General features: G+C 63.1%; 26 protein-coding genes and 1 riboswitch. Of the genes, 3 read left to right on the top strand and 23 right to left on the bottom strand.

Going from position 1 to position 25,713, the window contains the following annotated elements:
* Positions 1–26: 26 nt before the first annotated feature.
* The 13 genes from O7A70_RS24560 to O7A70_RS24500 form a co-directional block, all read right to left on the bottom strand.
* Positions 27–338, bottom strand: coding sequence for a MocE family 2Fe-2S type ferredoxin (locus O7A70_RS24560; RefSeq protein ID WP_337142710.1), 312 nt, complete (start codon positions 336–338; stop codon positions 27–29).
* 28 nt (positions 339–366) lie between these two features.
* Positions 367–1,449 carry a fatty acid desaturase family protein gene (locus O7A70_RS24555; protein ID WP_337142844.1) on the bottom strand — a complete coding sequence of 361 codons (1,083 nt, stop codon included), beginning with the start codon at positions 1,447–1,449 and terminating at the stop codon, positions 367–369.
* Positions 1,450–1,534: 85 nt separating this feature from the next.
* Positions 1,535–2,716, bottom strand: a complete 1,182-nt coding sequence (locus O7A70_RS24550; RefSeq protein ID WP_337142709.1) for an aldose 1-epimerase family protein — start codon at positions 2,714–2,716, stop codon at positions 1,535–1,537.
* A 10-nt stretch (positions 2,717–2,726) separates the two neighbouring features.
* Entirely contained in the window at positions 2,727–3,509 is a 783-nt protein-coding gene (locus tag O7A70_RS24545) for an ATP-binding cassette domain-containing protein (RefSeq protein WP_337142708.1), read from the bottom strand.
* A 2-nt stretch (positions 3,510–3,511) separates the two neighbouring features.
* On the bottom strand, positions 3,512–4,516 hold the full coding sequence (locus tag O7A70_RS24540) for an ABC transporter permease (RefSeq protein ID WP_246673646.1): 1,005 nt from the start codon (positions 4,514–4,516) through the stop codon (positions 3,512–3,514).
* A gap of 58 nt (positions 4,517–4,574) precedes the next feature.
* Positions 4,575–5,519: a sugar ABC transporter substrate-binding protein gene (locus O7A70_RS24535; protein ID WP_337142707.1), complete on the bottom strand. Its 945-nt coding sequence runs from the start codon at positions 5,517–5,519 to the stop codon at positions 4,575–4,577.
* Between the two features lie 55 nt (positions 5,520–5,574).
* Complete coding sequence (locus O7A70_RS24530) at positions 5,575–6,489, bottom strand: sugar phosphate isomerase/epimerase family protein (protein WP_337142706.1); 915 nt, start codon at positions 6,487–6,489, stop codon at positions 5,575–5,577.
* A gap of 74 nt (positions 6,490–6,563) precedes the next feature.
* Positions 6,564–7,661 carry a Gfo/Idh/MocA family protein gene (locus O7A70_RS24525; RefSeq protein WP_337142705.1) on the bottom strand — a complete coding sequence of 366 codons (1,098 nt, stop codon included), beginning with the start codon at positions 7,659–7,661 and terminating at the stop codon, positions 6,564–6,566.
* A gap of 35 nt (positions 7,662–7,696) precedes the next feature.
* Positions 7,697–8,758 carry an ABC transporter ATP-binding protein gene (locus O7A70_RS24520; RefSeq protein WP_337142704.1) on the bottom strand — a complete coding sequence of 354 codons (1,062 nt, stop codon included), beginning with the start codon at positions 8,756–8,758 and terminating at the stop codon, positions 7,697–7,699.
* A gap of 3 nt (positions 8,759–8,761) precedes the next feature.
* The gene (locus O7A70_RS24515) at positions 8,762–9,853 is read right to left on the bottom strand and encodes an ABC transporter ATP-binding protein (protein ID WP_337142703.1); all 1,092 of its coding nucleotides are present in this window, start codon (positions 9,851–9,853) and stop codon (positions 8,762–8,764) included.
* Entirely contained in the window at positions 9,850–10,809 is a 960-nt protein-coding gene (locus tag O7A70_RS24510; RefSeq protein ID WP_337142702.1) for a carbohydrate ABC transporter permease, read from the bottom strand. Before O7A70_RS24510 ends, O7A70_RS24515 begins: the two co-directional genes overlap by 4 nt.
* A complete protein-coding gene (locus O7A70_RS24505) occupies positions 10,806–11,666 on the bottom strand; it encodes a carbohydrate ABC transporter permease (protein WP_015317068.1) in 861 nt (286 codons plus the stop codon). Before O7A70_RS24505 ends, O7A70_RS24510 begins: the two co-directional genes overlap by 4 nt.
* A gap of 80 nt (positions 11,667–11,746) precedes the next feature.
* On the bottom strand, positions 11,747–13,360 hold the full coding sequence (locus tag O7A70_RS24500; RefSeq protein ID WP_337142701.1) for an extracellular solute-binding protein: 1,614 nt from the start codon (positions 13,358–13,360) through the stop codon (positions 11,747–11,749).
* Between the two features lie 350 nt (positions 13,361–13,710).
* Here O7A70_RS24500 and O7A70_RS24495 point away from each other — a divergent pair, with 350 nt between their 5' ends.
* A complete protein-coding gene (locus O7A70_RS24495) occupies positions 13,711–14,739 on the top strand; it encodes a LacI family DNA-binding transcriptional regulator (protein WP_337142700.1) in 1,029 nt (342 codons plus the stop codon).
* An 8-nt stretch (positions 14,740–14,747) separates the two neighbouring features.
* Here the strand turns inward: O7A70_RS24495 and O7A70_RS24490 are convergent, their stop codons facing one another.
* From O7A70_RS24490 to O7A70_RS24455, 8 genes are all read right to left on the bottom strand, one after another.
* Complete coding sequence (locus tag O7A70_RS24490) at positions 14,748–15,188, bottom strand: aconitase X swivel domain-containing protein (RefSeq protein WP_337142699.1); 441 nt, start codon at positions 15,186–15,188, stop codon at positions 14,748–14,750.
* The gene (locus O7A70_RS24485; protein ID WP_337142698.1) at positions 15,185–16,435 is read right to left on the bottom strand and encodes an aconitase X; all 1,251 of its coding nucleotides are present in this window, start codon (positions 16,433–16,435) and stop codon (positions 15,185–15,187) included. Before O7A70_RS24485 ends, O7A70_RS24490 begins: the two co-directional genes overlap by 4 nt.
* A gap of 533 nt (positions 16,436–16,968) precedes the next feature.
* On the bottom strand, positions 16,969–17,133 hold the full coding sequence (locus tag O7A70_RS24480; RefSeq protein WP_023768317.1) for a DUF3309 family protein: 165 nt from the start codon (positions 17,131–17,133) through the stop codon (positions 16,969–16,971).
* 284 nt (positions 17,134–17,417) lie between these two features.
* Positions 17,418–18,053 (bottom strand): methyltransferase family protein, encoded by a 636-nt coding sequence (locus tag O7A70_RS24475; protein WP_337142697.1) that lies wholly within the window; start codon positions 18,051–18,053, stop codon positions 17,418–17,420.
* Positions 18,054–18,296: 243 nt separating this feature from the next.
* A complete protein-coding gene (locus tag O7A70_RS24470; protein ID WP_337142696.1) occupies positions 18,297–19,313 on the bottom strand; it encodes an ABC transporter substrate-binding protein in 1,017 nt (338 codons plus the stop codon).
* The gene (locus O7A70_RS24465) at positions 19,306–20,073 is read right to left on the bottom strand and encodes an ABC transporter ATP-binding protein (protein WP_337142695.1); all 768 of its coding nucleotides are present in this window, start codon (positions 20,071–20,073) and stop codon (positions 19,306–19,308) included. The genes O7A70_RS24470 and O7A70_RS24465 overlap by 8 nt, the downstream gene beginning before the upstream one ends.
* Positions 20,070–20,825 (bottom strand): ABC transporter permease, encoded by a 756-nt coding sequence (locus tag O7A70_RS24460; protein WP_442921212.1) that lies wholly within the window; start codon positions 20,823–20,825, stop codon positions 20,070–20,072. Before O7A70_RS24460 ends, O7A70_RS24465 begins: the two co-directional genes overlap by 4 nt.
* Positions 20,826–20,931: 106 nt before the next feature.
* Complete coding sequence (locus O7A70_RS24455) at positions 20,932–21,540, bottom strand: YkoF family thiamine/hydroxymethylpyrimidine-binding protein (RefSeq protein WP_337142693.1); 609 nt, start codon at positions 21,538–21,540, stop codon at positions 20,932–20,934.
* Positions 21,531–21,644, bottom strand: a riboswitch (TPP riboswitch). It overlaps the preceding gene by 10 nt.
* Before the next feature lie 278 nt (positions 21,645–21,922).
* Between O7A70_RS24455 and O7A70_RS24450 the strand changes: the two genes are divergently transcribed.
* A complete protein-coding gene (locus O7A70_RS24450; protein WP_337142692.1) occupies positions 21,923–22,222 on the top strand; it encodes a hypothetical protein in 300 nt (99 codons plus the stop codon).
* Positions 22,223–22,412: 190 nt separating this feature from the next.
* On the opposite strand, the gene msrA is transcribed toward O7A70_RS24450, so the two are convergent.
* Both msrA and O7A70_RS24440 read right to left on the bottom strand, forming a co-directional pair.
* Entirely contained in the window at positions 22,413–22,931 is a 519-nt protein-coding gene (gene msrA / locus O7A70_RS24445; RefSeq protein WP_337142691.1) for a peptide-methionine (S)-S-oxide reductase MsrA, read from the bottom strand.
* Between the two features lie 186 nt (positions 22,932–23,117).
* On the bottom strand, positions 23,118–24,632 hold the full coding sequence (locus O7A70_RS24440) for a glycosyltransferase family 39 protein (RefSeq protein ID WP_337142690.1): 1,515 nt from the start codon (positions 24,630–24,632) through the stop codon (positions 23,118–23,120).
* A 231-nt stretch (positions 24,633–24,863) separates the two neighbouring features.
* Between O7A70_RS24440 and O7A70_RS24435 the strand changes: the two genes are divergently transcribed.
* Entirely contained in the window at positions 24,864–25,571 is a 708-nt protein-coding gene (locus O7A70_RS24435) for a hypothetical protein (RefSeq protein WP_140510677.1), read from the top strand.
* Positions 25,572–25,713: the final 142 nt, after the last annotated feature.

The raw sequence follows: 25,713 nt of genomic DNA, 5'->3' as shown, positions 1-25,713 counted from the left end.
GCCGATCGGTTGATCATGCCCCCGCTTCAGATCTGGATCATCACCTTACCGGCCTCGACCTTCACCGGATAGGTCGCGAGGTTGACGCAGACCGGCGCGCCCTTGGCCTGCCCGGTCTTGTAGTTGAAGCGGCCATTGTGCTTGGGACATTCGATGATGTCGTCCATCACAAGCCCGTCGGCCAGATGCGCCTTTTCATGCGTGCAAAAACCATCGGTGGCGAAGAATTCGTCGTCCGGGGAGCGATAGATCGCGAACGTCCGCCCACCATGGTCGAAGCGGATGACATCCTCTTCCTCGACATCGCCCACCGCGCAAGCTTCAAGCCAATCCGCCATCTCAATCTCCTGCAACCATTCGCGATCGCTATTCGGCCGCCGCCGACATATCGACCTCGTGGAATTCGCCGCGATAGGGCCTCGCCGTCGGCGGCAATTCGCGCTTGAGGTAGTAATCCTCGTATTTCAGCTGCCTGAGCAGGACCGGCCAGACCTCGCGATAGGCATGCCACATCGAGGGATTGGGCGCGGGCAGATCATGCTTGATCAGTTCGTGCAGCCTGGGCAGCGCATGATAGGGCACCATCGGGAACATGTGGTGTTCCACATGATAGTTCATGTTCCAGTAGATGAACCGGCTGATCGGGTTCATGTAGACGGTGCGTGTGTTGAGCCGATGGTCGACGACATTGTCGGCCAAGCCGATATGCTGCAGCAGGCCGGTCATCACCATGTGCCAGGTACCGTAGAGGCGCGGTAGACCGATCAGCACCAGCGGGATCCATGACCTCAACGCGATCGCGAGGGCGATTGTCGCCACATAGATCGCGACGTGCCAGCGGGCCGCGACCACGCCCTTATGCTGTTCCATCTCGGGGATGTAGCTCTTCTCCTCGTCCGACAGCGTGCCAAATGCCTGGCGCACCAGCGTCGGCAGCGAATAGCGGAAATCGAGAATGCCGGTGAAGGCAAGCGCGGCCTTCAAAAGATCCGGCGGACGCATGACGGCGATCTCGGCATCGCGGCCGACGATGATGGTGTCGGTGTGATGGCGGGCATGGCTCCAGCGCCATTGCACGGGATTGCGCATCAGCATGAACGAGGCGATGTGGTAGACGACATCGCTCATCCAGCGCGTACGGAAGGCCGTGCCATGGCCGCATTCGTGCCAGCGCGAGTCGCTCGACGAGCCGTAGAGCACGCCGTAGACGAACAGGAACGGCACCATCCACCACGAACCCCAGAACCAGACAATACCGGCGGCCGAACCGAGGATCGCGACAATCCAGATGATGGTGTCGCGGATCGCCGGCCCGTCGGAACGCTGCATCAGTTCCTTCATCGCCTTGCGCGGGACGTCGGTATGGTACCATTCGGCCGAGGCAAGCCCGGTCTCGATCGCCGCCCTGGTGCTTTCGCCGACAAGGCTGTAGTCGCGCTTTTTTGCCATCGTCGTCACACTGACCTCCAACCGTCGCGCACCGCTGGCAATCCGGTCCGCCGGCCGGAGGGCTTGCTTTGGATAAATGTCGCGCTCATGTCCTGCCGGCCAGTCTTGGAAAGTTTCCGGAAGGCTGAGGATAATCCTGCGCGGGCTGCCGGGCGATAGCCGCGATCCTGGCTTCGGCCGCTGCGATCTCACCGGCGCCATCGAGAACCCGGAACACCGCGTCGTACGCCCGGCTTTCGCCATGCTCCAGCCAGATCATCTCGCCGCGCTCGCGGGCGGCGAGATTACCGAGCACGTGGTGGGTCGATGGCTCTATGCCCAGCGCGTACTGCCCGGCCTGGAAATTCTGCCACTGATAGGCACACGGCAACTGGTCCTTGTGCGTCACCAGTTCGAGACCGACCCCAATCCCGTCGTTGACGACGGCCACCGGCACCTCGCCATGGGCATCGGCAGCCATCTCATGCTGCCAGACCTGCTCGCTGAAGCTTGGTTGCGGCGCCGGCGCCGTGCGATAGCCGACCCCCTGTGCCTCGTAGCGCTCGCCGGCATGGCAGGCCCAGACGACGTCGCGGATCGGCGCCAGATAGCGGGAGCCCTCATCCAGCAAGGGATGGCTGATATTGATGTGGTAGAAATACATATGCGGGGTGCGGTTGAAGCCGTGATTGACGACGCGGTCGGAAAGCCGGATCTCGTTGCCGCCGACATCGGCCTCGATGCGGCGGATGAGATGCAGATCCTCGCCGAACACCGTCGACTGCTGGACGAGGCCTTCGGCCCACAGCACGCAGCGGTCGCCGTCCCAACGCTCGCCATAGCCGGTGAGCCGCGCCGGGATCGTACCGACACGGCCATGCAGCGAATGGAGCACCGTCTTCTTGCCCGGGTAGTTGTAGCTGTCGGCCGGCACGTCTTCGCGGGCCAGAATATGATCGAGGCCACAGGTGACCAGCAGGCCGGAGAAAGAGCGCGCCCAGGCCAACCCCCCTTCCCCTTCATACTCATGCAGGCCGGGGTTGCGAAAACCGCTCGGCGAATGCCAGCCGATCGCCTGCCCCCTATAGTCGCAATCGGCGATGTCGAGCGCCCGGTCGACCAGCGCGGTGAAGCGCAGGCCCGAGCCGGTGCGGAATTCGAGCATGCGGATGCCGCGCTCCACACCGTCGCCGAGCGTCATCAGCCGCACGCCGGCGAATTGCGACAGCATGCCTGATCGCTCGGCCACTTGCCGGCGCGACAGCGTCTTGCCGTAGAGCTCTACCATGCGACGCCCTTCACTTTGCCCTCGCCTCCTTGAGCAGGGCCGACATGTCGGCGCCGGTGATGATGCTTTCCACGGTCAGCAGATCGGTGTCGGCGACCGTCTGTTCGGCGACGATCTCGCCCCGCCGCATGACGACGATGCGGTCGGCGACCTGGAAGACATGGTGGATGTTGTGGGTGATGAGCAGCACCGAATGGCCGGCGTCGCGCACCTCCTTGACGAAACGCAGCACGCCGTGGGTTTCCTCGACGCCGAGATTGTTGGTCGGCTCGTCGAGGATGATGACCTTGGCTGCAAACTGCATGGCGCGCGAGATGGCGATCGACTGACGTTCGCCGCCCGACAACGTCGAGACCAGCGCGTCGGCGTCGAGGTTTTTGGAAATGCCAACGCGTTTCAGCAATTCTGAAGCGGCCTTGCGCAGCTTCGCGAGATCGAGCGGCGCGAACACGCCGAGCCAACCGAAATTGACCGGCTCGCGGCCGAGGAAAAGATTGCGCGCGATGCTGAGGTCCGGCGCCAGCGACGTGTCCTGATGGATGGTCTCGATGCCGAGATCCATCGCATCGCGCGTCGAGCGGATCGAGACCTTCTCGCCACGCACAAAGATATCGCCCCGGTCGACAGGGAACACGCCCGAAATCGCCTTGATCAGCGTCGATTTGCCCGCACCATTGTCGCCAAGCAGCGCCACCACCTCGCCTTCCCGCAGTATCAGCGAGGCGTTCTTCAGCGCGCGCACGCTGCCGAAGGACTTTTGCAGGTTCTGCAGCCGAAGTACGTCTTGCATCATCGTCAGCCCCTTGCGGCGTTCTTCTGCAGCAAAGCGTGCAGGATGAGCATGGCGAGGATGATAAGGCCGACGAAGATGTTGTAGGCGAGCCCCGGCACGCCAATCAGCACGATGCCGTTTCGGATGGCGCGCAGCATCAGCGCGCCGACGATTGTGCCAAGGATGGTGCCGCGTCCGCCGGTCAGCGCCGTGCCGCCGACCACCACCATGGCAATCACCTCCAGCTCATAGCCGGTGCCGGCCACCGGCGAGGCGGCCGAGATGCGGAAGGCGCTGATCATGCCGGCAAGGCCGGCCAGCACCGAGGTCGCGATGAACAGCCAGATCTTGACGGTGTCGGCGGGAACGCCGCGCGCCACCGCCGCGTTGCGATTAGAACCAATCGCACTGATCCAGTTGCCGAGCTTGGCGTAACGCAGGATGTAGATGGCAAACAGCGAGAGGCCGATGAACCACCACAGCGAGGTATAGAAGCGGAACGAACCGATGTTGAAGCTGCCGGCGAGCAGCGTCACGAAGAAGCCCGGCTGGTCCCAGGATTTCAGCGGAAAGCCTTGCGTGATGTAGAGCGCTGCCCCGCGCACGACGAGCAGCATCGACAGCGTCACCAGGAAGGAGGAGATGCCGATCTTGGTGACGATCAGCCCGTTGATCGCGCCGATCGAGATGCACAGCACGAGTCCGGCCAGAAGCGCGACACCTATATCCACGCCGCCATTCTGCACCAGCAGCATCACCACCACTGGCGCCAGTCCAAACACCGCGCCTACGGAAAGATCGAATTCGCCCGCCGTCAAGAGCAGTGTCATGCCGAGCGCGATGATGCCGAGCTCGGGCAGGAATGCCATCATGTTGGAGATGTTGAGCGGCGACAGGAAATTGGCGTCGGCGACAGCGAACACCGCCAGCAAAATGATGAGGATGACGAAGGAGGAGAATTGCGGCGAGCGCATCAGGCGCGATCTGCCCTTCACCCTCGGCGCGTCGTCTTCTGCGGCAATTGTCATGACTGCTTGGACCATGCTTGAAAGACGCCCGCCGCCTTCGCAGCGGGCGCTGGTTTTCTCATTTCTTGTCGTAGAGTTTCAGGATCGGCTCGACGCTGGAGGCATCGTAGAGACCGAAAGTGTGGACGTCGTAGCCGATCGGCTCGCCAGAGGCGGCAAGCCCGAGCAGCGCCACCGGCATGAAACCTTGCGCCGACGGGTACTGCCAGGCGGCGGCGTTGACGAAGCCGTCCTTGACGGCCTGCGCCGTCTCCTTGGAATTGCCCCAGCCGACGACCGGGATCTTGCCTGCCGGCACACCGGCGCCATCGAAGACGCGCTTGACGCTGGCCGCCACGGAATCGCCGAGCGCGATGATCGCCGGCGGATTGTTGGCGACCATGTAGTCGGTCATCTTGGCGATGATGCCAGCCGGATCGGTGCCGCAGTCGACCACGTCATATTTGATCCCCAACGGATCGAAAACACTGGCGATGCCCTCGGTCTCGAGTTGCTGATAGCTGGCGCCGGGAACCTCTACCGGCAGGAAGACCTTGTCGCCCTGCTTCACCATCTTTTTGTCCACCAGATATTTGGCCCAGGTGACGCCGGCTTCCCTGAGGTCGGCCCCGACATAGGCCTGCCGTCCTGTCGCCGGATCGTCGGTGTTGAAGAACACGATCGGGATGCCGGCGGCCTTTGCCGCTTTCACCTCTTCGGTCCACAGGCCGGGCTGCGCCGATGTCGTGGCGATGCCGTCGGGTTTGGCGGCAAGCGCCGAGTTGAAGGCCTCCTTTTGCGCCGCCATGTCGCCGCCGCTGAAGGAGATCTTGCAGGTCACCTTGAGCTGGTCGCAGGCCTTGGTCGCGCCGGCGTTCCAGTCGATCCAGAACGCATCCGACGGGCCGCCATGCGACAAGAGATAGAAGGTCTTCTGGCCGTCCTGCGCCTGCGCCGCCGTGCCAAGGGCAATGCCGGCGAGCACTGTCGCGGCGGCGGCCAATTTCAATGCGAATTTCAACATTCTTTCCTCCCTTGTTTGAAGCCGCGCCGCCATGCACCGGCGGCGCGGCCGGCCATCACAGGCCGTTGGCGCGGAATTTCCCATCGAGGAATGTCTTGGCGCGCGGTACGTCGTCCTCCGACAGATGCTCGATGATCACAGGGATGTTCGGATGCTTCTCGGCCAGCCGCTGGAGATAGAGGTCGTAGTTCAGCGAACCGAGGCCGGGCGCCGGCAGTTCGATCTCGCCGACGCCGCGGAAGGTGTGGCTTTCCATCGCGTCGGCGTCGCCGATGTCGGCATGCTTCTCCGACTTGTCGTCGCCCGAGCGCTTGACGTCCTTGGCGTGCGCGATCTTGATCTTGTCGGTCAGCGTGTCGAACACCTGGTTCAGGATCTGATCCATCCGGTCGATGTTGTGGGTCTCGAAATAATTGGTCGGGTCCATCAGCAGGCCGAGGCCGGGATGGTCGACCTGCGCGAACATCTTCACCGTCTCCTCGACCGAGCCGACGACGTTGTTGACGTAGGTTTCGAGCAGGAACACCGCACCGTGGTCATAGGCCGTCTGGGCAAGGTCCGCGATCACCTTGCGGCACTCCTCGAACCCTTCCTCGGTCTTGTTCTTGGGGTGATGCACCCAGTCGGATTCGGTGTTGTAGGTGCCGGTTTCCGAAATCACGTAAGGCGAGCCGAACGCGCGCGCATTGCGGATGATCTCCTTGAGGTAGCCGACGCGCTTGTCGCGCTCGGCCTTGTCGGGATGAATGATGTTGGTGTAGCCCGACACGCAGCAGACCGGCAGGTTGTGGTCGCGGAAGACGTCGCGCACCTTCTTGGCCTTGTCCTTGGTGATCTGGCCGGCCGACAGGTCGACATCCCTGAAATGCAGGTCGAGCTGCACCGTGTTGAAACCGAGCCCGCGGATTTTCTTCGCCGTCTCTTCGAGACCGTACGGGAAATAGCCCGTGAAAATGCCTGCCTGCATCATGATGTGAATTCCTCCCAGTAAGCGATTCAGTTGCCAGTGATTTCAGCTGCCGGTGATTTCAGCTGCCAGTGATTTCAGCTGGTTGAGTTTGTCGAGATTTCGGAAAGCTTGACGGTGCGGCCCGACGCGATCGAGCGGTAGCCCGCCTCGACCAGCGCCATGGTCTTGACGTTGTCGGCGACGGTGAGCGCCGGCGGCGTGCCCGTCTTCACGGCGTGCTGCAACTGCTCCATCACGCCGATGAAGGCATGCGGGAACCACATCGTCTCCCAGCTCGGGCTGATCCACTCGCCGCCGGTCGTCTCGGCCGAGGCGTAAGTCAGTGTCGAGGCGGCACCCGTCGGCCAGCCGATCGTGCCCTTGGCGACGCCCTTGGTGCCGTCGACCCGCCAGTTGATGTGCTGATCGTCCGTGTAGTCGTCCTGGCGCGGACCCGACCATACGTCCTCCAGCGACACGGCAAGCACGCCGGATGGGAAGCGCAAGGTCGAGACGGTGATGCCGTCGGAATGGTCGAACGCCGTGCGCGGATCCTTGCGCGTCAGCGTCGTGATCTCGTCGGGATCACCGAACAGGAAGCGCAGCACGTCGAGGTGATGCACGCTCATATTGGCGAGTGTCAGCCGGTCATAGCCCTGAAGGAAGGTCTGCCAGTGCGGGATGGCATGCATGTCGATCTGTGCGAAGACGATGTCGCCCAGAGCGCCGCTGTCGATGATCTGCTTCAACACGCGCATCGACTGGTCGTAGCGCATGTTCTGGTTGACCGAGAGGATCTTGCCGGCCTTCGCCGCCTCGTCGCGCAGCCTGACGGCTTCCTCGACCGACAGCGCCAATGGCTTTTGGGCCAGGATCCCTTTGATGTGGCTCTGCTTCAGCGCATGGCGGATCAGCGCCGGCTGCTGGTCGGGCGGAAAGGCGAGGTCGATGATCTCGACGTTTGCGTCCTCGATCAGCTGTTCGGGCGTATCGTGGACGGTCGGGATGCTCCAACGGTCGGCGACCTTTTGCGCATTCGCCTTGGTGCGCGAGGCGATCGCCACCACCGGGAATCCCGCCTCCTTGTAGGCAGCCAGATGGCATTCGGCCATGATCATGCCGGCGCCGACGCAGCCGATCCGGTATTCCTTCGTGCGGACCTTCACGTCCGGCTCGAAGCCCTTGCCTGTCATGCCTTCCTCCCGAAATCCTGTCCTCGCGGCCGCATTCATCTTGCCAACGCGCCTCCGCCCTGTCCGAAATAATGCACGCGTGCCGGCTCGCAGGATATTGCCACCATCGCGTCAGGCCTGATGTCAGGCTGGCCGCGCAGCAAGGCCTTCAGTCGCGCCTGCCCGGCGGCGAGCGTCACCACGGTGTAGCCGCCAAGCGGCTCGACCTCGAACACCCGCGCCGGGCGACCCGAGCCGCCATCCGCCCACGGCTTGACCCTGATATCTTCCGGCCTGAGTCCGATCTCGACGGCATCGGCGGGAGCCGTCTTGTCGGCAATGCGGATCACGCCTTCGGCGGCTTCGACTCCGCTCTCGCCGCGAACGGATTTGAGGATATTCATGACCGGCGAACCCAGCAGCCGCGCCACATAAGTGCTGGCCGGGCGGTCATAGATCTCGGCCGGCGCGCCGATCTGCCTGATACGGCCATTGTCCAGGATAGCGATGCGGTCGGCGATCGACATCGCCTCTTCCTGGTCGTGGGTGACATAGATCAGCGTCTTGCCGAGCTCGCGCTGGATGCGCTTCAGCTCGACGCGCGTTTCCTCGCGCAGTCGCGCATCGAGCGCCGAGATCGGATCGTCCATGAGATAGGCATTGGGATCGCGCACCAGCGCACGCGCGATTGCCACGCGCTGCCGCTCGCCGCCCGAAAGCTGCGCCGGCGGCTTGTGCAGGATATGGCTGATATGCAGCTTGGCCGCGACATCGGCGACGCGTTTCTTGATATCGAGCTCGGCGACCCGGCGCTCGACCAGCGGGAAGCGGACATTGTCGAGCGCGCTCATATGCGGGAACAGCGCCAGGTTCTGGAACACCATGGCGACGTTGCGCTCGGCCGGCGACACCGCGTTGACCGGCTTGCCGCCGATGAGGATTTCGCCGGCATCCGGCGTTTCCAGGCCGAGCACCAGGCGCAGGATTGTCGACTTGCCCGACAGCGGCGGCCCGAAGAAGCAGAAGAACTCGTTGTCGTTGACGGTGAACGAGGCATCGTCGACGGCGAGCGTCGTGCCGTAGCGTTTCGTGACATTGCGGAAGACGATGTCGGCCATGTTTCAGCCCGCTCTCATCGCAACGCCGCTGGCGGCGTCGAAGACGCGTACCGATGACGCCGTGGGCGCGACGACCGCGGTTTGTCCGATCGACAGCCCGACATCATTGTCGAACACCGCTTTCACGGCGCCCTCGCCCTGGCCGAGATGAACGATGGTGCGTGCGCCGATGCGCTCGACGAAGGTGACATGCATGGCCAGCCCGCGCCCGTCTTGCGCCAGGGTCACCTCTTCCGGCCGGAAGCCGTAGAGAACCTCGCCGCGTGCGCCGCGCAAGCTGGCCGCCAGCTCGTCCGGCAGCGGCGGTGTGACACCCAGCGGCCCGAGATCGACGACCAGACCCCGGTCACTCTCCGCCGGCCTGCCCTTGAGCAGGTTCATGCCCGGCGCGCCGATGAAGCGGGCGACGAAGACATTGGCCGGATTGTTGTAGACCTCGAGCGGCGTGCCGACCTGCTGCAGCACGCCGTGGTCCATGACGGCGATGCGGTCGGCCATGGTCATGGCTTCGAGCTGGTCGTGGGTGACGTAGACCATGGTCTGCCTGAACTGGCGCTGCAGCTGTTTCAGCTCGGTGCGCATGACCGCGCGGAAGGCCGCGTCGACATTGGACAGCGGCTCGTCGAGCAGGAAGATCGCCGGCTCCATGATTGCGGACCGACCGATCGCCACGCGCTGCAAGATGTTGACCGACAGTCTGTTGGCCCTGCGGTCGAGCAGCGGCGTCAGTTGCAGCAGCTCGGCGATCGTGCCGACGCGGCGGTCGATCTCGGCCTTGGCGGCACCACCCATCCTCGGTCCGTAGGCAAGGTTCTGGCGCACCGTCATGTGGGTAAAGATGGCATAGTTCTGGAACACGAAACCGACGCCGCGCCGGCCCATCGGCACGCCGGCCATGTCGCGCTCGCCAAACAGGATCTTGCCGCTGGTCGGCTCCTCCATGCCGGCGATCATGTTCATCGTCGTCGACTTGCCGCAGCCGGACGGCCCGAGCAGCGCCATGAACTCGCCGTCGGCGATGTCGAGGTCCATCGTCTTCAGCGCCGTGAAGTCGCCGAATGTCTTGGTGAGGTGCTTGAGCTGGATCGTGCTCATGCCGGCACCTGCCTTGCCCGCGCCATGCGCTTCATGGCGAACACGGCGACGATGGAGAGCACCACCAGGATGGCCAGCGCGATCGCCGCCACATAGCCCCAGATCAGGTCCTGCGTGGTGACCTTGTAGATGTAGACGGAGATCGTCTCGGTAGCGACGCCGGGGCCGCCGCCGGTCATGATGTAGAGCGTATCGAAGATCTTGAAGTTCTCGATCACCCTTATCGCCAGCGCGATGATGATGATCGTCTTCATTTTCGGCAGCACGATGGTGATAAAGCGCTGCCAGGGATTGGCGCCGAGCAAGGTCGCCGCCTTGATCTGGTCCTCCGGCACGCCGACCAGGCCGGCAAGCAGGATCAAAAACATCAGCGGCGTCCACTGCCAGATGTCGGCGATCATCACCGCGATCAGCGCCAGGGTCGGGTCCGACAGCCAGGCAATGGTGACTTGCGTGCCCGTGATTGCCGACAGGATGTCGTTCACCGGGCCGCCCGACTGGAACAGCATGAAGAACATGTAGCCGGCCACCGCCGGCACCACCATCATCGGCATCAGCAGGATCGAATAGAAGATGCGCTTGCCGGGAAAATCGTCGGCGAACAGCGTCGCCAGCGCGAGGCCCAACAGGAATTCCGCCGGCACGCAGACGATCATGACAATGGCCGTGCGCTTCAGCGCGCTCCAGAACCGTGCGTCGGCGGCAAGGTCGGTGTAGTTGGCGAAGCTGTTCCACATCTCCCAGGCGTTCCACCAGCCGAGGCCCGAAAGCGGCGACCAGTCGGTGACACTGATGTAGAGCTGCATCAAGAGCGGAAAGGCCGAGATGAACAGCACCAGGATCTGCGCCGGCAAGGTCAGGCGAAAGCCCAGCCGCGTGCCTTCGTCGCGCAGGGCTGGCCTGCCGCGCACGGCGCCCATCTCGTCCTCCGCAATCGTTGCGGTCACGGCGCTCATTGCTTGAGCGCTCCGAAAGTCAGCCCGCGCACCAGATGGCGCTGGATGGCGATTCCCATGATGACCGGCGGCACGGCGGCAATGAGCCCAAGCGCCGCCTTGGCGCCGTAGAGCTGGCCGGTCATCGAGGACGACAGCGAGGCCATGTAGACCGGGATCGTCACCCACTCGCGCGTCGTGAGCAGCAACGCGATCAGATAGTCCGACCAGTTGAGGATGAAGACGAAGAGGGCAGCGCTCGCCAGCGGCGCACGCATCATCGGCAGCGTGATGCGGGTAAAGACGCGCAGCCGCGAGCAGCCCTCGACCAAGGCGGCTTCCTCGATCTCGCGCGGCATGTCGTCAAAGAAGGTCTTCATCAGCCAGAAGGCGAACGGCAGCGTGACGATGCCATAGATCAGCGCCAGCCCCCACCAGCTGTCGGTGAAGTTGAGGAAGGCCCACATGATCATGACAGGGATCATGACGGCCATCGGCGGAAACAGCCTGAGCTGAATCAGCGCCAGCGGCAGGTTCTGGCCGGAGCCGAAGCGCGACAGGCCGTAGGCGGCGGCGGTGCCGGCCGACATGGCGATCGCGGTGCCGAACACCGCCGACAGAAGTGACGACAGGATCGGCTTCAGCGCGGTGCGGTCGAGCGCGACGATCAGATTGTTGGTGGACTCGCCGAATACGAACTGGAAGTTGCTGAGCGTCGGGTTCTTCGGCCACCATGTCAGGTCGGCACCGGTCGCCGACCATTCGGCGATCGGCTTGAAGGCCATCGAGACCATCCACAAGATGGGCACCAGCGTGACAGCCATCGCCGCGAGGATCGCGGCGTAGCGGAATATCTCGAAGGGGACGGAACGCTTCATCTGGCTGCTTTGCTGGTGGCGTCGGTTGCGGAGGGGAAGAACTTTCGCCCCTCCCCCCGTCTCTGATCCAGGGAGACGGATCAGCTGATCGGATCGAGAACGGTCGGCCAAGCCTCCTTGTTGGTCCTGATGGCTTCGAGCAATTTGTCTTCGCCGATGCGCCGCGCGATCTTCTTCCACTCGGCTTCCGTGTCGGCCATCGCCTGTTCCGACGTCTTGGCCTTGGTCAGCGAGGCCATGAGGTTTTCGTCCAGCGCGTTGTGGAAGGCGGTGGCGCCGGGATAGTTGATGGTTGGCACCGTGCGGGCGACCGTCTCGCGCACCACGTCCATGTGGTAGGCATGATAGGTCTGGCGCACCAGCGGATCGGAGAAGTCCGAAAGCCGGAACGGATCGAGATAGCCGCCGGGGTTGGCGCTCATCCAGGCGTAGATGCGGGCCGAACCCAGCCATTGCAGCAGGAGATAGGCGACCTCTTGGTTCTTCGACTGCGACGAGACCATGCCGGTCAGCGAGAACCAGAGCACGGAGCGGCTGATCAGCTTGCCGTCGATCTCGCGGCCGGGCGGCAGCATCGAGCCGATCTTGCCGGTGACCTTGGAATCCTTGTTGCCGGCATTATCTAGGAATTTCGGCAGGTTGGAGAAGGCGCAGGTCATCGCCGCACCGCCCTTGGCGAAATTGCCGTATTGCTCGGGCCAGCCCCATGAAATGGCGTCCGGCGAATGATGGGCAAGCGATTCGACATATTCGTTGGTGGCGGCGATGCCGTATTCGGAATTGATCAGCGGCTTGCCGTCGTCGCCGAACAGGAACTGGTTGGGCGAGGCCATCGAGACATAGCGCTGGTACCAGTTGGTGTAGCCCCAGCCCTGGTTGCGCAGGTCGGTGGAGCCGAACAGCCCCTTATCCGGGCGCTGGAAGAAGGCCGCGATATCGCCGTGCTGCTTCCAGGTTTTCGGCGGCGCCAGATCGTAGCCGTATTTGTCCTTGAAGGCCTTCTTCTCGGCTTCGTCGCCGAACAGATCGGTGCGGTAGACCCAGGTTTGGAAGTCGCCGTCCAGCGACACGCCATAGTTCGAGCCGCGATATTTGTTGAGCAGCGACGCGCCCTTGGCGCCGTCGACATAGCCGGACTTGGGATCGTCCCACTCGGGTTTGTACTGGGCGACGAAATCGTCGAGCTTGGCGATGCCGCCGGTCTCGGCGAGATCGCCAAGGCGGTTCCACTCGGTCGAATAGATATCGTAGGCCCCACCCTTGGTGGAGATGTCCTGCATCGTCTTGGTGAATTCCTGACCGTTCGGCAGGCCGACGATCTCGATCGGGATCCCGGTCTCCTTTTCCCAGAGCTCCTTGATCGACGGCGCGCCGGCAGGGAAAGGCTGGGTGAGTTGGCCGATCGAGCCGTCCGACAGGCCAAGCACGATCTTGGCCGGCGCCTTGCCGGCGCCCTTCAGCGCCTTGGCGGCCTCGACGGCGCGACCCTCAGGGGTGTCGGCGCCATACTGGTAGCGCTCGGCGCCATCGAAGCCCGTCGGCCCGCCGATCATGCCGGGCGCCAGGGCATCGGCCGCGAAGGCGCGGCCGGGACGGATGAATTGCGGTGCGATACCTGCAGCGGCTACGAACACCGCCGCCTTTCCTCCGGACGCCAGCAACCGGCGCCGCGAGATGCGGATCAGATCAGACATTGGAATTCCTCCCTCAGGCCCAATGTTTCCTCCACGAGCCCATGAGGGATATTGACGGCAGTATCGGAAGGCTGTCAACATCATAAATAATCAAAATACCTCACAACATGGCAACGAGGCAGGGAAATGCACCATACCGGGATTCCTATACCTCTCCAGATGCCTCGATCTGATGGAAAATGTGTTTCCTTTCCCTGCATGATCGTACCGGGTGACTCGATTTTAGCCCAACGGCTTGCGCATCGGCTAAGGCCGGATACATCATTTCCCATCAGAATCGCGGATAACGAGGCTGACATCATCTGCAGCCGGCATTGCTTGATCTTGATGCATTGAGGAGATGAAAGACGGTGCGTTCCACCCTGACTGACATAGCCCGGGAAGCCGGCGTCTCCGCCGCCACCGTTGACCGCGTGCTCAACAACCGCCCCGGCGTGCGGGCTCGCACGCGCGAGGTCGTGCTCGAAATGGCGCAGCGCCTCGGCTACATCGCCGAGAGCCCAAACGGAGCGTCGCTGCGACCCATGCCCGGCGAGATCATCCGGCTCGACTTCGCGCTGCCGGCGGGCACCAATTCCTTCATCAAGATGCTGCACCGCCACATCGAGGCGCAGGCCCTGGCGCGCCCCGATCTCGACGTCCACATCGCCACCATAGAGGGCTTCAATCCCGACCGGCTCGCCCGCCTGCTGCAGGATCTGCGCGGCCAGACGCAAGGCGTCGGCGTCATCGCACTCGACCATCCAACGGTGCGCGAGGCGATCCGCTCGCTGTCGGCCAACGACGTCAAGGTGGTGACCATCGCCTCAGACATCCTGCATGTGCCCAGGGTCGCCTATATCGGCATCGACAACCGCGCCGCCGGGCGGCTGGCCGGCTATCTGCTCAACCGTTTCATGGGTTCTGGGCGCCCCGGCAAGGTGGCGCTGTTCGCCGGCTCGCTCTCCTATCGCGGTCATGAGGAACGCGAGATGGGCTTCCGGCACATATTGACCGAGGAATCGCCCAATCTCGAGATCGTCGAGATGCGCGAAATGCTAGACGATCGCGAAAAGGCCTATTCGGAGGCGTCGGCCCTTCTGGAACGGCATCCCGACCTTGCCGCGATCTACAATGTCGGCGCCGGCAACACCGGCATCGCGCGCGCGCTCAAGGAGCGCGGCCGTGCGCAATCCATGGTTTTCCTCGGCCACGAGGCGACGGACGGCACCAAGGAACTGCTGCTCGACGGCACGCTCGACGCGGTCATCGACCAGAATCCGCGGGTCGAAGCCCGCGAGGCGCTCAACATCCTGACCCATGCGGTCAGGGGCCTACCCTATGAACTGCACCAGCCGAGGCTGCAGGTAATCTTCAAGGAAAACATCCCGGAGATTTGAGGCAAGTCTCAGATCTTGCGCACGCTCGCCCTACCGTCCTCGCGAACACCAACCGCAATGCGTTCGCCGGAACCGATACCGGCTATGTCGCAGACCACCAGCGGCATGCTGATCCCGTAGAGGAACTCGGCGACGATGGCGCCGACGGCCAGGATCGGGTCCGGCCGCTCCAACAAAATACCCGCGGGCGCCGTGCCTCTGCGGATCGCCTCGGCCAAGACCGAGGATGAGGATGACGATCCCCGACCGCCTGGCATGATGAGGATCCTGCCAGCGACATTCTGGCCAAGGCCCGGATGCGAACGATCTACGATATTGCCGGTCTCGGCATCGATGCCGCCCCAGAAGCTGAGCGGCTGCGAAAACACCAAAGCCTCCCCCTCGGCGGCGCCGGTCAGCTGGAATGTCCCGGCTCTTTCAACGACCTTCACTTCAATCGGCTGCGTCATGACGCACCCCGCACGACATGGCCGGCCGCGGCGGACTGGATGCAGTCCTTCATATCGGCGAAGGCGACGGTCACACCGATATTGCCCGGCGCGTAATGCGCCCATTTGCCGGAATTGGTCATCACCACGCCGTCGAGCCGCTCGAGGATCGAGGTGACGTAGGTGCAGGTGTCGGCGACCGGGATCAGGCCGAACGCCTCCATACCGTCGAGCGACCCTTCCTCCCGCAGCCGGCTCAGCGTCGCGCGGCCCGTGTTGACATAGATCGGAATGCCCCTGTCAGGCGCGACCGCACGCAGCAGCGGCAGCAAGCGCATCCATTCGTCATGCGAGAAATGCGGCGTGCCCAGCGACACGGCACGGAGCGGCGCGCCATCGGGCACCATCGACAGCCTGGACAACGCATGGTCGATGTCGGCACGGTTGATGCGGACAATCTCCTCGGGCACCGTGCCTTGAAAGGCCTCGTCGACGGTTCCGGCCTCCGGTGTGATGCCGAGGGCATGGAATAGCGCCACCGCGCCTGTCGTTGCCGCGGCGGCACCAAGCGCTTTCAGCTGATCCTCGTCACGCGGTTTCGGCAAGCCCGCGATCACCGGAACGCGGTCGCCACAGGCTTGCCCGATAATTAGTCCGACGCCGACAAACAGACTGTCGCTCGGCTCTGAACCGGCGATGTCGAGTTCGAACAGGATACGGCCGCGCCGGTTCTCGCTCAGATGCAGGCCCCAGGCCGGTGCGCGCCCGGTCATGGCGCAGCACAGATCGATGAAATCGCCATAGCGATTGGTGCGCGCGCCGATCACCGAATTGGCGAAGACAATGGCGTTGGATTCCCCCCAGGCGATCTGCTGGCCGAACTCAGGCCGGAAGCGGGTCTGATAGGGCGCGCAGGTGAAGGTCGCCTGGCAGCCAAGCTCCAGATGCGCCTTCATCAACCGCCGCGCCGGCACTTCTTCCGCGACGGTCATCTTCACCATGCCGGGATGGATAAGGTCGAACGAGCCGACATTCAGCGTTGTCGGCACACGCACACGGCCGCCGCCCTCGACCAGCCGTTCGACGAAATCGAGTCCTGCCTTGCCGTGGTAGAGGCAGCCATCGATATGGGCACCGGTGATGTCGAGCAGGCTGCCGGCGCCGATGGCTTTGGAAAAGACGATGAGGATCTTCATGGCGGCGGCGACCGAAGGGCCTTGCTCACCGCCGAGCATGGATTTGTCCAGCGCACTCAGTTCCAAAGTCATCGGTGTGCTCCGGACTCTACCCAACCTTATGGCGGGACAGCGCCCCCCTCTGCCCTGCCGGGCATCTCCCCCACGAGGGGGGAGATTCGCAGCTTCAGCCTTACTACACTTTTTGCAACGTGGAACATCTGTGAAACCGGCGATGACAGCCGACTGCATGGAAGCGCAACGCCTTGTCGAGCGCGCCGAGCGGCTCGTCGAGAGCACGCGCGGCTATGTGAACTCTGTCAGCGATCGGCGCGGGCGGACGCTTCACCGCAAGTGGCCCAGCATCACCCTGCGGCGAGCCAGCACTTCGAGGCAATCGCCTTGATGAAAAAGGAAAGCCCGCTCCGGGGACGCCGGGGCGGGCCTTGGAGGAGGACGAAAGGGTGGGACCTTCTCCTCTTGTTTCCACGGGGGGTGTGGACCGCAGTCACCATACGCGAGTCCCGCGGAATGCCGGATCACAAGCCGGCTTGCTTGCATCACAATCCGGTGCCCGGCGACGTGAACGTGGTCACGCGATTGCGATTGCCGCCGTGATCGAACTGCTAAATGCGTCCAAGAACCACCAGGATGATGACGATGAGCAACACAAGTCCGAGACCGCCACCACCATAATAACCGGTTCCGTAGAACGGGCCACCGCCGAGACCGCTGAAGCCGCCGAGCAGCGCGAGGATTAGAATAATGATCAGTATCGTTCCTAGACCCATGGCCTTCCCTGCTCCTGAATGCGCGCTTTCGCGCTGTTTCAACATCGCGCCATTTCGGATGTTGCAAGGTAAGAACGTTTTCGGGGGGCTGGCGTTCCGCCGGACCATTGCGGCTGCGGAACATTCAGCCCCGAAACGCAAAAAAGCCCGCTGGACGGCGGGCTCGGACTGCTGACAACCCTGGCTTTTGCCGGGAGTCTTTGATTCACTGGGCGATGTTGAGGCGACCCGCCCCTGAACAGCCCAAAAATGGGTTCGCCAACAGTGCCTTGGCGATCTTGGTCTCAGAATAGCCGATAGAACAGCCTGTAGTGCACGCGTTCCATGTAGGCGCGATACTCCGCCACGGTGGCCAACAAGGCCTCCTCGCGCAAGATGCGGTAAAGCTGGAGATAGGTAATTACCGCATAGACCGCGAGATTGTGGAAGGAAAAGGCCGACAGGAGGTAGAGCACATGGCCGGCGAGGTAACCGGCATAGATCGGATGCCGCACCAGCCGATAGGCACCGCCCGTCATCACACCGCGATTGGCGGGCAGGATCGCAAAAGAGCGCCCCAGCGAGATCTTGCCCCAGATAACGAACAACAGTGCGATGAACTGTAACGGCGCGGCGACATGAAGGGGGATGAGTGCAATGCCTGGTTGGAGGGTGATCAACGCAACGCCAAAACTGGCTGACACCGAAACGATGACCGTCAGCGGATTCCAGTCACGCGTCACCGGACGTCGCGACAGAAGCAGCCAGGTGAAGGTGAGTATCTCGGAAATCGCCACCAGCGCGGCATTGAGCCGGGTCGGATCCTCGATAAGTTGATAGACGCCACGATAGACGAACAGCCCCGCGCACACCAAGGCGCAGACACGAAAAAAACCTTCGCGCAGGTCGAGCAGAATCTCGCGCTTGCGCGCCGCGGACAAAAACCGGTTATCTGCTGCAGGCGAAAGTGTGTCGCTTTTTGACATGAGCAAGGCAAGCATCCCGATGATCCCTCGGGGCGACCCTCGCACGCAACCATTGCCGGGCCGTTAACCGAGAAGATCAGATCGGCATCAAACCGGATCGAAGGTGAGGGCCGCACCGGGGGTTTGTCGGGGCCGCAACCTTGGCGACATCCCGACGTCCACCATCGGACGATCCTTTCGCGGTTTCCGCATTGATGCCTATCTGAGGTACACATTGCTGAAATATTTCGCAAAATCGGGACGTTGCGCGACGATCTTGCCATCGGCGTCGTGCAGGATGCCGGCAGCAAGGAGATAGGAGCCGATCGCTTCCATCTTGGCCGGATCCATGATGCCGATGGTGCCGTCTTGCCCGCGCAGATAGTGCCCCTCGATCAGTGTCTTCAGCGAGGCGTGGATCAGCGCCGGATTGCTCAGGGCATCCTTGTTGGCGGCGATCAGCAGCGTGGCGGCTTCCTCCGGATGATCGACCGCGAACTGATAACCTCGCCGTGTTGCCTGGATGAAGGACGACGCCAGCTCGGGATTTGCCTGGAGATAGGCTTCGCTCGAAGAGATAAGCGTCGTGTGCTCGTCGGGGACACCATGGTCGGCGTAGACGAAGCTGCGCTGCTTGACGCCCTTGAGTTCGGCTTCGACGCCCTCCCAGGTCGACACTTCCAGCGTGAAGTCGACCGAACCGTTGGCCAGCGCCTCGTAGGCGGAAGTGCCGAGCGTCACCGTCTCGAAATCGCCCTTGCCGCCATCATGCCGGATGATGGTCGAAATCAGCGTGTTCTCCCAGGCACTGCCGAAGCCGCCATAAGTCAGACCATCCAGATCCTTCGGACTTTTGATCTCGCTGCGCGCCGCATTGAACACCAGCCGGCCTGTCTCGGACCGCACGACGGCATAGACACCCTTCAAGTCGGCCCCAGCGGTCCTCTGGGTGAACAGGCTGATGGTGCCGTTGATGCCGAAATCGGCGACGCGGTTGGCGACAAGCGTGCCGGCACCGGTATCGCTATAGGGCAGGATGTCGACCTCGAGGCCGGCCTCGCGATAAAAGCCCTTGTCGCGGGCGACGAACAGCCCGATGTGGTTGGTGTTGACCGTCCAGTCGAGCGCGACGGTAACCTTCCGCGTTGCCGCGAAGGAGCGGCTCGATCCGGTGATCAGCGGTACGCTGCCGGCAAGGGTGAGCAGCAGAGCTTGCCTGCGCGTCAAGTCAGTCATGGTCATGTCCTTTGGATGGCTGGAGGTTGAGTAAAATATCGAGGATTTCGGCCTCGAGTGCCCCGGCCTGCCGTGTGGCGGTGCTGGTCGGATCACGCGGGCGCGGCAGCGGCACCTTGATTTCGCGCACGACATGGGCCGGCCGCGCGGACAGCACATAGATGCGGTCGGACAGGAACACGGCTTCGCGCACATCATGGGTGATCAGCATCGCCGTCCAGCGATGATGCCGCCACATCTGTTCGAGCCAGCGCTGCATGGCCGCCCGGGTCAGTGCATCGAGCGCGCCGAACGGCTCGTCGAGCAGCAACATGTCGCGTTCCTGCACGACAGTGCGCAGCAGCGCCGCGCGCTGGCGCATGCCGCCCGAAAGCTGCGCTGGAAAATGCCGCTCGAATCCGGCAAGCCCGAACTCGGCAAACAGCGGCGCGACCCGCGTCCGCGCCGCCTTGCGGCTGACGCCTTGCACCTCGAGCCCGAGCGTCGTGTTGTCGAGGATGCGCCGCCACGGCATCAGCGCGTCGCGCTGCGGCATGAAGGCGAAATGCCTGCCGTGATCGTCGAGCGGCGCGCCGTCGAAGAACATCTCACCCTCGGCATGCTCGGCGCCGGTCAAAAGCTGGAACAGCGTCGACTTGCCGGCACCCGAAGGCCCAAGGATCGAGACGAATTCGCCGGCATCCACGCGCAGTGAAATGTCGGCGAGCACTTCGAGCCCGCCAAAGGCCTTGCGCATATGCCGCAATTCGAGCCGGCTCATGCTTGCGGGCCTTTTCCGGCGGCTTGCCTGCCAGCGGCTTGTTCCCAGGGCATGGCAAGACGCTGGAGCAGCGCCGTCAGTCCGAACAGGACGAGGGTGAGCGCGGCGCTGACGCCGACGGCGGCGAGCACCAGGTCGGGACGGAAATTGTTCTTCGCGTTGAGCATGTAGATGCCCAGCCCTTTGGCCGCGCCCGCATATTCGGCGAAGATGGCGCCGACGACGGCGTAGGTGATGGAGATCTTGAGGCCCGCGAAGAAATAAGGCAGCGCCGAAGGCAACCGTGCCAGCATGAAGACCCGCCAGCGCCCTGCTCCCATGGCGCGCAGCATCTGGCCGATCTCGACCTCGGTCGCCTCGTAGCCCTGTACGAGGGCCACCAGCATCGGGAAGAAGGTGACCAGCGCCACCAGCATGATCTTGGGCGTCAGCCCGAAACCGAACCAAAGCACCACCAATGGCGCGATGGCGACCAGCGGCAAAGTCTGGCTGACGATAAACACGGGAAACAGCGCGCGCCGCAAAGGCTGGAAGAAGTCGACCAGCATCGACAGCGCGAAGGCGGCGCTGAGCGAACAGGCAAAACCGATCAGCGTGGCGCGGATGGTGGGAATGGCATTGTCGAGCAGCGCGTCACGATTGAGCATCGCCTGTTCGAAGACGCGCGAGGGCGCCGGCAGAACCGTCGGCTTGATGCCGGAATGGTTTGCGTAGAGTTCCCAAGCCACGAGCACCAGACCGATCGTTATCACGGCCGGCGCTGCCTGGGCGAAGAAGCCCGCGAGTTGACGCGGGTTGAATGACGATGAAACCACGAGAGGATAACCTTGACGGCGCGCGCGCTTCGGCGCGAGCGGTTCAGACGGCAGTGGGACTGTTGGCCGAAACCGTGACGTCGAGGGTTACGTGGCCGGCGCCTGGCCCGAAGCGGCAGAACGCTTCATCGAGCGCCGAGAAGATCGCGCCGGCATCGCCGCGCAGCTTGGTGCAGAAATTCTTGGAGCGATCGTAGACGCCGGACTGCTTCAGGAAATCGATGCAGCCATAGATCTCGTCCATGTGATCGTCCGTGCCCATCACATAGAGCGAGAACTGCGCGGCCGCTGGCTGGCCAGTGACGGGCGCGCCGCGCACGGCGGTGATGGCCGCTTGCTTGCGTGGTCCGAGTGGCCCGGCGGGTCCGCCGAACGTGTCGGAGCGGCAGATTGGATCGTCCGGCTCCCCCGGACAGCCACGCGAAATGGTGGCCGACAGCACGCAATGCTTGCCGCTGCCGGACGCAGCCACGAAAAGGTCGCGCAGCGCCGGGAACAACACCTCGGGGGGCCCGACCAGCAGGGTCGAGATGTCGTCGGTCTCGATCCTGAGCTTGTCGCGATACGGATCGAGCGCGCCGAGCGCACCAAGGATGACGCCGACAAAATCGTCGGCCATTGGATATAGGGAAACCTGTGCACCTGAAAACATCGCCCGCCTCGCTCCGCTGGTATTACCCAGATCAGCTTCTAGGGTCTGTGGGCTTGCCGCCCCCGTCTCAGCCCCGACCGTACGGAGCACCCCTGTGGATGGCGGCGTTAAAGCACCATTCGATCGGTTGGGGAAGCTGTTTTTTCAGCAAGCTGCGCCAAAAGCATTGCGCCAGCGCAGACGCAACCGGGTGCCGCCGGCTCGGAAATTTGTCTGAAACCTTCGCAATGCCGAGGGGTTGTCCCACCAGACGCAATCGCAGGAAAAGTGTGAAGCGGTTTCTGGCCGGAATTGCGTCAAAACAAAGAGATAGAGCGGTCAGTTGCTTCCGCGAAGCCCGTGAACCGCTCTGGCGACGAATTCATAGAAATGGAGACAAACCATGCTTATGAAAATCCTCGCGGCTTCGGCCTTCACCATTGCCCTTGCAACATCCGCCATGGCGCAAAGCAATAGCGCAGCCGGCGCGGATCGGCCCGGCGGCAGCGGCAAGTCGGTCACTGTGGACCCAGCTACCCCCAATACAATCGATCCGGGCGCAACCAACAGCACGACCATCGCGCCGGGTGACATGAATTCCAACGCGGACCAGAATTGCCCGAACAACCCGCAGGGCGCGCAGAGGGATGCCAATGGCAATGCGACCGAGCCGACCGTTAACGACAGCAACTGCGGGAAATAGTTTTCGAAGCATGGAAATCGCGGACTGAGGTTCCGCGATTTCCATGCGCATCGATTTCAGTGTCCGCCACGACCGGCCGGCGGCACCCCTCGCGCCGATTCGAACTGTCAACCGCCGGACGGTGGTTAACACCGCTATTGATATGGTCTTGTGGCAACCAGCGGGAGCTTCTGCCCGCCGCCAAAAAATCTTATGAAACTGCCTTTTCGCGAACCGGCAGTTTCCAGCTTGGCCTGATGAAATGGCAGGTGTAGCCGTTGGGATATTTCTCCAGATAATCCTGGTGCTCGGGCTCGGCCTCCCAGAACGCACCGACCGGCGCGAGCTCGGTGACAACCTTGCCGGGCCACAGGCCGGAGGCATCGACATCGGCGATGGTGTCCTCCGCCACACGCTTCTGCTCCTCGCTGGTGTAGTAGGTTGCCGAGCGATAGCTCATGCCGACATCGTTGCCCTGGCGGTTGCGCGTCGTCGGATCGTGGATCTGGAAGAAGAATTCCAGAAGCTGGCGGAAGCTGATTTTCCCCGGATCGAAGGTGATCTCGATGGCTTCGGCATGCGTGCCATGATTGCGATAGGTGGCGTTCGGCACGTCGCCGCCGCTGTAGCCGACACGGGTGGCGAGGACGCCCGGGAAGCGCCGGATCAGATCCTGCATGCCCCAGAAGCAGCCACCGGCAAGCACTGCACGTTCGCTCGAAGTCGCCATGTAACGTCTCCTCAAAAGGCAATCCCAGGAAAAGTGTAGCGGCTTTCCCCGGGGAATTGCGCGACATCAAATTTGGATATCCCCATAAATGGGCATTGTCGCCTGGTTCGTCCAGTCAGACGAGCGGCCATTCGGTCATACCGATGGAAGGCGCCCCTAACGAACCGGCGCATGACACTGCCCGCCTTAGACGCGCGGATGCCGGGTCCGGCTGCTGGCGGCAACCGGCAGATATCGCGTACCAGGCGGAATGGCGGCAAAACTGATCGCTACCGGCGGCGCCTCGCGCGACCAGTTGAAAAGAACCGTCTTGACCGGGATGTTGTCCAACCATGCCCGCAACTGTGGCGGCACGCCATGACCACGCCAAATCATCAGCATGCCATGGTCGCGCAACCGCTGCCTCGTGATCCAGGGTGCGAACCGCATATCGAGGTCGGTGAAGATCGACGGCTTGTCATAGGCATTGAGGCCCGCCAGCATGGCAAGATTGGTGTCGCCACCGACGATGTCGAGCTGGCCGGGCGCCGCCGCGTGCCAGATTGCCTCGGCCTCGTCCGAGATCGGCTGCGCGGGCCAGCAGACGGCGTCCATGCGCCCGCGCACATTGCAGTCCGTCCAGCGGATTGCCGCATAGGCGCCCGACATGGTGACGATGCAGATGAAGGCGCAGATCGCCAGCTTTCGCATCTCGACGGCGCCGAGCCGGTGACCGAGAAAGGCCAACGCTACGATGCCGACAAGATTGTACATCGGCGCGCCCCAGGCCTCGCCGGCGCCGGTGAACAGCGAGGCCACCATGACCAGCGCCGCGGGCCCAAGCCCCATCCATAGGAGATAGACGAGCGTGCCGCGCTCGACCGGCTCTTGCGGGGCTGGTGAGCGCCGCAAGAGCCCTGATAGCGCCAACACCAGGAGAAAGCCGGAAAATCCGGCGATCTGGACGCCGATATAGTAGAGCCGCGCACGGTGCTCGCTCACCCACGCATCGCGGCCGGCGAAATAGGTCAGCGGCAGGAAATCCATGCGGTAGAGTGCGATGGCCAGCGGCGCGGCGACCACGAGAAAAACGGCCAGGCCAAGCCATGGCCAGGGTGTCGCCAGCCGGCTGCGCGCGCGCGGCTCGTACAGCAGCCAGAGAGCGCCGAAAGCGAGCAGCAGGCCGGTAGAGAACTTGGCGTAGAGCCCGACGCCGGACACCAGTCCGAGCGCCAGCCACCAGCCTGGCCCGTCGCCGCGGCCGGCGCGCCACAATAGCCAGCAGATCGCGGCCCAGAACGGCATCTGCGCATAGTCGTGATTGAATTGCGGCGTCGGCCAGCCGAAGAAATATATCGATGGCATCAAAAGCACGGCAGCCAGCGCGCGCCGTTGTCCGAGCATGTCGCGGGCCAGCAGATTGACCAGGACGAAGGTGGCCGAAATCGTCAGCTGAGCGAGCAGATATTGCGGCCAGCGGAACGATCCGGTCAGAAGATGGCTGGTCTCGAGCAGCCAGCCGGGCAGTTGCGGATGCTTGTAGGTTAAAAGCACCCATTCGCGGCCCCACATGAAGCCTTCCACGACATCACCGGGCGGTGCGGGATTGATGAGTGTTGGCACCACCGTCCAGCACAGGGTCTGCGCCAGGCACAAAAGCGCCAGCAAACCCCAGGGGTGCCGAAGCAGGGCGGACCAGACCGACGACGAGTCCAGTTCCACGGCAGGCAGCCCTGCCGGCATCCAACGATCGATGGAGTCGTCAATTCCCGCCATGCGGCGCTTAGACCACATCGCCTGGTTTGCCGAACAGCCCCAAACATCAAAGCTTACAAAAAAGTATACTTGCAGGTCATTGCAAGACCAAGATTGAGCGGGATCTACGGTCTCTCACTGCCGTCGCCGGGCAGAACAGCCCGCACACTGATCCCACTTGAACATCCCGGATACTCGATGCGTCACCAGCATGCCGTCATCCACCACCGCGCGCTCGACTTCTGGCTGGCGCGCGCGGCGGTCCTTGTCATCATCTGCCTGCAGCTTCTGGTCATCAACGATCTTTCGTTCGGCCCCCGCTGGCTGGCGCCGGCGCTGGAGGCCGCCCTGCTCGTACCCCTGTCCGTAGCCACCGCCTGGACGCAGGTCGCCACCCAGAAAGCGGTCGAGGAGGAGCACTGGTATCTGGTTGGCCGGTTTCGCGTCATGATCCGCAGGACGGCCCTGGTGATGACCGGCCTCGTCAGCGTCATGAATTGCGGCTCGCTGGCGCTTCTGGTGCGTGCCTTGCTGGCCGGCCATGCGGGCTCCAGCGGCCAGACGCTGCTGGTCGACGCGCTCAACATCTGGGTCACCAACGTGATCGTCTTTGCCTTGTGGTTCTGGAGCACCGACCGGGGCGGGCCGCCGACCTGCGGCCTCGTCACACGCGCCCATGCCGATTTCCTGTTTCCGCAAATGACCCTGAGCGACCGCGAAATCCGCGACTGGCTGCCGGGCTTCGTCGACTATTTCTTCCTCGCCTTCACCAATGCGACCGCGTTTTCGCCAACCGACACATTGCCGCTCTCCCAACGCGCCAAGCTGCTGATGATGGCCGAGGCCATGATCTCGCTGCTGACGATCGCGCTGGTCGCGGCCCGCGCCGTTAACATCCTGGCTTAGGACTTGCCAAGGTATCTGGCCGAAACGCAAAAAATAGCCGCCCGGCGAACCGGAGCGGGCTATTGATTGTCTGCGATGGCTGTCGCTAGTCTTGCCATGGCTGTCGCTAGTCTAATGGCACTGCAACGCAGGTGGGCATCCG

It is taken from the genome of Mesorhizobium sp. Cs1299R1N1, from assembly GCF_037179655.1.
Lineage (GTDB): Bacteria > Pseudomonadota > Alphaproteobacteria > Rhizobiales > Rhizobiaceae > Mesorhizobium > Mesorhizobium salmacidum.
Note: the sequence above shows the minus strand (reverse complement) of the source record. Positions and strands in the feature narration are given on the sequence as shown.